Here is a 6434-nt window from a genome sequence, read left to right on the forward strand (position 1 = left end):
ATCTGGGACAGCGCGCCTATGGCTTCTCATCGGCGGCACAGATTTATTACGGCAAGAAGTTGCAGAACATCACGATTGCCGAAGCCGCAATGCTGGCCGGCTTGCCCAAAGCTCCTTCGGCTTACAACCCGGTCGTCAATCCCCGGCGCGCAAAAGCACGCCAGCAATACATTCTGCAGCGTATGTACCATCTCGGCTATATCACCGAGCCTGAATACAACCGGGCCAGGGATGAAGAACTCAAGATCAAGACCAATAGCAGCGAATTCGGCGTACATGCAGAATATGTAGCGGAAATGACGCGCCAGCTAGTCTATGAACAATTCAAGGAAGAAACTTATACGCGCGGCTTGAACGTCTTCACCACCGTCACCAAGGCCGACCAAGATGCTGCGTACCTCGCCGTGCGGCGCGGCGTGATGGATTATGAAAAGCGCCATGGCTACCGCGGCCCGGAAAATTACATAGAAATTCCGAATAATAAAGAAGAAGCGGAAGATGCGATTGAAGTCGAGCTCGCCAGCCACCCGGATAGCGACGATCTGGTCGCCGCCGTTGTGCTGGAAGCCACGCCGCAATCCATCACTGCCGTTCTGGTATCCGGCGAAGAAATCAAGATAGAAGGACCCGGCCTGACCTTTGCCGCAAATTTGCTCAGCGCCAAGGCGCCGCCCAACAAGCGCGTCAAACGCGGCGCAGTGATACGCGTGATGCAGGAAGGTAAAAACTGGAGCGTGATCCAGATGCCGGAAGTGCAATCGGCGTTCGTGGCGACCAATACCGCAGATGGTGCCATCCGCGCGCTGGTAGGCGGTTTCGATTTCAACCGCAACAAATTCAATCACGTCACCCAGGCATGGCGCCAGCCTGGCTCGTCCTTCAAGCCGTTCATTTATTCAGCCTCGCTGGAAAAAGGCTTGTCGCCGTCAACCATCATCAATGATGCGCCCATCAGTTTTGACGCCGGCCAAACCGGCGGCCAGGCCTGGGAGCCCAAAAATTACGATGGCAAATACGACGGCCCGATGACGATGCGCAAAGGCCTGACCAAGTCAAAGAACATGATTTCGATCCGGATCCTGCACAGGATAGGCGCCAAATACGGGCAGGAATACATTACCCGCTTCGGCTTCGATGCAGACAAGAATCCACCCTATCTGACATTGGCGCTAGGCGCGGGCGCGGTCACGCCTTTGCAAATGGCGGGCGCATACTCGGTATTTGCCAATGGCGGTTACAAGGTCAACCCTTACCTGATCACCAAAATCACAGATGCCAGCGGCAAGGTATTGTCGGAAGTAAAACCTGAAAAAGCAGGCGATGAAGCCAATCGCGTCATCGACGCACGCAATGCCTTCCTGATAGACAGCATGCTGAAAGATGTGGTGACGTCCGGTACCGCAGTCAAGGCCATGGCCTTGAAGCGCACCGACCTCGCAGGCAAAACCGGCACCACCAATGATTCGTTTGATGCCTGGTTCGCCGGCTACCATCCCGACATTGTGGGTATCGCGTGGATAGGTTTCGATCAACCGAAAAACCTGGGCAATCGTGAAACCGGCGGCGGCCTGGCTTTGCCGATCTGGATCAATTACATGCAAAAGGCGCTGAAAAATGTGCCGACTGCAGAACGCACCGTGCCGGAAGGCATCATCACGGCGAATGGCGAATATTATTACGCAGAGAATCCACCCGGAATGGGCGTACGCAACCTGGGCTTGAGCGAAGCGCCAGTACACACCGACGCGCCGACCAGGGATGAAGTGAAGAACGAGTTATTCTGATTCCGGTAACAAGCTTGCACCATCAAAAAAAGCGGGGAGTCGCAAGACTCTCCGCTTTTTTATATGGTCTTTATTGCAGCATTACTCCGCGTCATGCAAGGTAACATCGATGCCGCCCTGCTGGCTCACCATCTGCGACAAGGCGGCAAATAATTCCGTCCCCTCACGCGTATTGATCCATCGTCTTCCTTGCGTCTTGAAATGAAAACCGCCGGATTTCGCTGCCACCCATAATTCCTGCATCGGCGCCTGGCTATTGACGATAATCTTGGTGCCGTTATCGATAAACTCGATTTCCAGCACATTGCCGCTGCGCGTACATTCGACATCGAGCTCGCTGGTGTCGGCCAGCGCTTCCAGAGTCGCCTCAATTTGATTCAAAGTTGCTTCTGCCTGCTTCAGGAATTCTGATTCGGTCATGCTACACTCCAACACGTTTCGTTAAACAGAGATTCTAATCGTGAAGTCCCATCCTGGTTTATCGCGCTTCGCCGCTTTTTTTGCCGCCCTTGTCGGCGCCGCATGCATCAGCCTGCTTGCCGGTTGCGGCCAGACAGGCGCACTGTACATGCCCGGCACCAAAATGCCAAAATCGAACGCACCACCTGCGATACCTGCGCCGGTTGCTGCACCAGCACCGGCATCACCCGCCTCGAAATAAATTCCACCATGTCGCATTTTTCCTATCAAGACGGCGTGCTGTGCGCGGAGCATACACCGCTGACGCACATTGCCCAACAATTCGGCTCGCCTACCTATGTTTATTCGAAGGCCGCACTGGCAGAGAATTTCTCTTCCTACGCCGACGCCTGCAAAAAACATGGTCGCAGCGATGACACCGCGCTGGTCTGTTATTCCGTCAAATCCAATTCGAATCTGGCGGTCCTGAATCTGCTCGGCAAACTCGGCTCCGGTTTTGATATCGTCTCCGGCGGCGAACTGCTGCGCGTGCTGGCGGCTGGCGGATCGCCGCGCAAGGTGATTTTTTCCGGCGTCGGCAAGTCGCGCGCAGAAATGCAGCTGGCGCTGTCGCATGACATCCTGTGCTTCAATGTCGAATCGATACCCGAACTGCATAGATTGAATGAAGTCGCCGGTGAAATGGGCAAGCGCGCTTCAGTCTCGCTGCGCGTCAACCCCAACGTCGACGCAAAAACCCATCCTTATATTTCCACCGGCTTGAAAGACAACAAGTTCGGCGTCGCCTATGAAGATGCGCTCGCAACTTACCGCGTTGCTGCAGCGCTGCCGAACATCCAGGTGGTCGGCATAGACTGCCATATCGGCTCTCAATTGCTAGACGATGCACCGCTGCTGGAAGCGGTCGACAAATTGATAGAGTTGATCGATACGCTGGCCGGCGAAGGCATCGCGATCCATCATCTGGACATAGGCGGCGGCATAGGCATCAATTACCACGACGACCACCCGGTTGCCGTCGGTGATTACCTGGCGCGCCTGTTTGCCAAGATCGATGCATGGCGCGCCAAAACCTACCAGGGCGCGCCTATCAAGGTGTTGTTCGAGCCGGGCCGCTCTATCGTCGGCAATGCCGGCGTACTGTTGACCGAAGTGCAGTACATCAAGCATGGCGAGACGAAAAATTTTGCCATCGTCGATGCCGCGATGAATGACTTGATGCGTCCCGCCATGTATGAAGCGTGGCATGGCGTGCAGCCGGTATTGCAGCGCGATGTTGCGACACAAACTTACGATGTGGTCGGTCCGGTATGTGAATCCGGCGACTGGCTTGCCCGCTCACGCGAGCTGGCCATCAAGGAAGGCGACTTGCTGGCGATCATGTCAGCCGGCGCCTATGGCATGACGATGTCATCAAACTACAATACGCGCGGCCGGGCGGCCGAAGTGATGGTTGATGGCAGCACAATCCATCTGATACGCAAGCGCGAATTGGCCAGCGAGCTGTTTGCGCTGGAATCGCTGCTGCCCTGATTTTGACAAATCGGACCAGCCTGCCTGGTCCGATGCCAGCCCTCACATCATCGTGCCGGCCAGCGCCTGCATATCCTTGCGCTTTTGCCACGCCCAGTATGCGCGTACCAGCAGCAAGCCCGCCACGATCAAGCCAAAAATGAGCGGCTGTTCGAAATCATTCTTGCCCGCCTTCATCCACCAGTAATGCAGGATGCCCAGCGCGGCGATCACATAGATCAGCCTGTGCAGCCATTGCCAGCGCCTGCCGCCCAGCCGTCGCACCATCCCGTTCGTGCTGGTGACGGCAAGCGGGATCAACAAGACAAATGCAGTAAAGCCTACCGTGATGAAAGGCCGCTTGATTACATCTGCCAGCATTTCGCTCACATCAAAAAAGTGATCGAACCAGAGGAAGGTGGTGAAATGCAGGCTAGCGTAAAAGAAGACAAACAACCCGAGCATGCGGCGCAGCTTGATCAACCAGTTCCATTTACTCAAGCGCCGCAATGGCGTGACCGCCAGCGTCAGGCACAGGAAGTACAGCGTCCAGTCACCGGTATTGCGCGTGATGAATTCGACCGGGTTGGCGCCCAACTGATCTGTATAGGTAAACAATGCCAGGCGGCCGAACGGCAGCAAGGCAAGGATGAACAGCAGGCTTTTTATGAAAGCCAGCTGGCGCGGCGCGGGATGGAAATTCATCATGATTTATCGCTCAGCCATGGATCGGCGGCGAACAGGTCTGTGAGCATAGCCGTCCAGGGTCAAAAGAATTTCTTCAAATCCATGCCGGCATACAAGGGCGCAACCTGGCTATAACCATTGAACATCAGCGTAGGCCGCTTCTTTGCAAACAAGCCATCCTCGCCTATGCGGCGCTCGCTGGCTTGCGACCAGCGCGGATGATCGACCTGCGGATTGACGTTCGAATAAAAACCATATTCGCGCGGCGCAGCAAGATTCCATGCCGTGCGCGGCTGATCCTTGACGAAGCGTATCTTGACGATAGACTTGGCTGACTTGAAACCATATTTCCAGGGCACCACTATGCGCACAGGGCCGCCGTTCTGGTTCGGCAATACTTCGCCATACATGCCCAGCGTCAACAGCGTCAGCGGGTGCAGCGCTTCATCGATGCGCAAGCCTTCGACATACGGCCAGTCCAGCACAGGGCGGCGCAAGCCATGCATTTCCTTGTCTTCGGCCGTCACGAACTCGACGTACTTTGCATTCGATGTAGGTTCGACTTTCTTGATCAACTCAGCCAGCGAATAACCGCTCCACGGGATCACCATCGACCAGCCTTCTACGCAACGCAAACGATAGATGCGCTCTTCCAGTGGCGCCAGTTTCAGCAGGCTGTCTATATCCAGCGTCATCGGCTTCCTGACTTCGCCTTCGATAGCCAGTGTCCATGGTCGCGTCTGCATTTTGGGTGCATAGCGCGCCGGGCTTTCCTTGTCGGTGCCGAATTCGTAGAAATTATTGTAGGTCGTCGCGTCTTTATAGGACGTCGGCTTGTCGAGCACCACGTAAGCAGGATTGGCTTTGGCCGCAAGTTTTTGCACCGTGCCCGATGTCGCTGCAAACGCTTCGCGCGTCGCCATTTCCAGCAATGCGCCGCCAGCGATGGAGCCGGCCGCTATTTTTTGGATGAATGCGCGGCGCGACTCGAATACAGCGCGTGGCGTGATTTCAGACGCGAACGGAATATCGATCCCGTTCGGATTGCGCTTGATTAACATGGCGGCTCCGTGATGATGGTAATGGTCTTTAGTCTGCTGAGACTGATCAACCTTACAGGAGTTTCATTACAGAAAGCAGAACGTCTAAATGTTGCCTATATTCTGCTACCCCGCCGCCATGCCTTACTCTGCCCTGAATTGCCTACAGCTCGCCATACGAGTGCAAGCCTGACAGGAACATATTGACGCCGAGGAAAGCAAACGTCGTCACCAGCAAGCCTATGACTGCCCACCATGCCGCAACCTGTCCGCGCAAACCCTTCATCAGCCGCATGTGCAGCCAGGAAGCGTAGTTGAGCCAGACGATCAAGGCCCAGGTTTCTTTCGGATCCCACGACCAGTAACCGCCCCAGGCGTCGGCCGCCCAGAGCGCGCCCAGGATGGTGGCAATGGTGAAGAATGCAAAGCCGACCGCGATTGCCTTGTACATCACGTCATCAAGCACTTCCAGCGCAGGCAGGCGATCAACCAGCATCCCGTGTGATTTGAGCAGATAGGCAACGGCCACCATGGCCGCCAGCGAGAACGTGCCATAGCCGATGAAGTTGGCCGGCACATGTATCTTCATCCACCAGCTTTGCAATGCGGGGACCAATGGCTGGATTCCCGAGGCATCCCGGCTGATCGTGTACCAGAGCAGGAATCCGACTGCAGCAGTAATCACCAGCAATACGAACGGGCCTAATTGGCGTGTCGCATAAATCTGTTCGTAATACAGATAGAACAGCGCCGTGATCATGCAAAACAGGATGAACACTTCATACAGATTGGAAACCGGTATGTGCCCTACATCGGCACCGAGCAGATACGATTCATACCAGCGCACCAGCATGCCGGTGAAACCCATGATGACGGCGGCCCAGCACAATTTGCTGCCGATAGAGGAGCCGGTATCCGAACGCGTGATCAAACCGCCCCAATAGAACAGGGTCGACAAAATGAACAGGGTGCTCATCCACAGTATCGCCGA

The 6434-nt window shown here is 55.5% G+C and carries 7 protein-coding genes; 3 read left to right on the plus strand and 4 right to left on the minus strand.

What is annotated here, in order from left to right; genetic code table 11:
- Positions 1 to 1784: penicillin-binding protein 1A (locus Q7T06_RS13090; protein ID WP_304785244.1), on the plus strand; the 1784-nt coding region annotated here is incomplete at its 5' end.
- An 81-nt stretch (positions 1785 to 1865) separates the two neighbouring features.
- Here Q7T06_RS13090 and cyaY read toward each other — a convergent pair.
- Positions 1866 to 2204, minus strand: a complete 339-nt coding sequence (cyaY, locus tag Q7T06_RS13095; protein ID WP_304785245.1) for an iron donor protein CyaY — start codon at positions 2202 to 2204, stop codon at positions 1866 to 1868.
- A gap of 40 nt (positions 2205 to 2244) precedes the next feature.
- Between cyaY and Q7T06_RS13100 the strand changes: the two genes are divergently transcribed.
- Complete coding sequence (locus Q7T06_RS13100; RefSeq protein ID WP_304785246.1) at positions 2245 to 2445, plus strand: lipoprotein; 201 nt, start codon at positions 2245 to 2247, stop codon at positions 2443 to 2445.
- A gap of 8 nt (positions 2446 to 2453) precedes the next feature.
- Positions 2454 to 3737, plus strand: a complete 1284-nt coding sequence (lysA, locus tag Q7T06_RS13105) for a diaminopimelate decarboxylase (protein WP_304785247.1) — start codon at positions 2454 to 2456, stop codon at positions 3735 to 3737.
- A 42-nt stretch (positions 3738 to 3779) separates the two neighbouring features.
- On the opposite strand, the gene Q7T06_RS13110 is transcribed toward lysA, so the two are convergent.
- From Q7T06_RS13110 to ccsB, 3 genes are all read right to left on the minus strand, one after another.
- Positions 3780 to 4421, minus strand: a complete 642-nt coding sequence (locus tag Q7T06_RS13110) for a sulfite oxidase heme-binding subunit YedZ (protein ID WP_304785250.1) — start codon at positions 4419 to 4421, stop codon at positions 3780 to 3782.
- Positions 4422 to 4483: 62 nt separating this feature from the next.
- Positions 4484 to 5464: a protein-methionine-sulfoxide reductase catalytic subunit MsrP gene (gene msrP, locus Q7T06_RS13115; protein ID WP_304785248.1), complete on the minus strand. Its 981-nt coding sequence runs from the start codon at positions 5462 to 5464 to the stop codon at positions 4484 to 4486.
- A gap of 142 nt (positions 5465 to 5606) precedes the next feature.
- On the minus strand, positions 5607 to 6434 hold an 828-nt coding region (gene ccsB, locus Q7T06_RS13120; protein ID WP_304785249.1), incomplete at its 5' end, for a c-type cytochrome biogenesis protein CcsB.

Origin of the sequence: Herminiimonas sp., assembly GCF_030645555.1 — a bacterium.
Classification (GTDB): domain Bacteria; phylum Pseudomonadota; class Gammaproteobacteria; order Burkholderiales; family Burkholderiaceae_D; genus Oxalicibacterium.

What these genes read in the sequence shown, in the direction of transcription:
- msrP (WP_304785248.1), bottom strand. Translation starts at nt 5,464, where the DNA reads ATGTTAATCAAGCGCAATCCGAACGGGATCGATATTCCGTTCGCGTCT.
- Q7T06_RS13110 (WP_304785250.1), bottom strand. Translation starts at nt 4,421, where the DNA reads ATGAATTTCCATCCCGCGCCGCGCCAGCTGGCTTTCATAAAAAGCCTG.
- lysA (WP_304785247.1), top strand. Translation starts at nt 2,454, where the DNA reads ATGTCGCATTTTTCCTATCAAGACGGCGTGCTGTGCGCGGAGCATACA.
- cyaY (WP_304785245.1), bottom strand. Translation starts at nt 2,204, where the DNA reads ATGACCGAATCAGAATTCCTGAAGCAGGCAGAAGCAACTTTGAATCAA.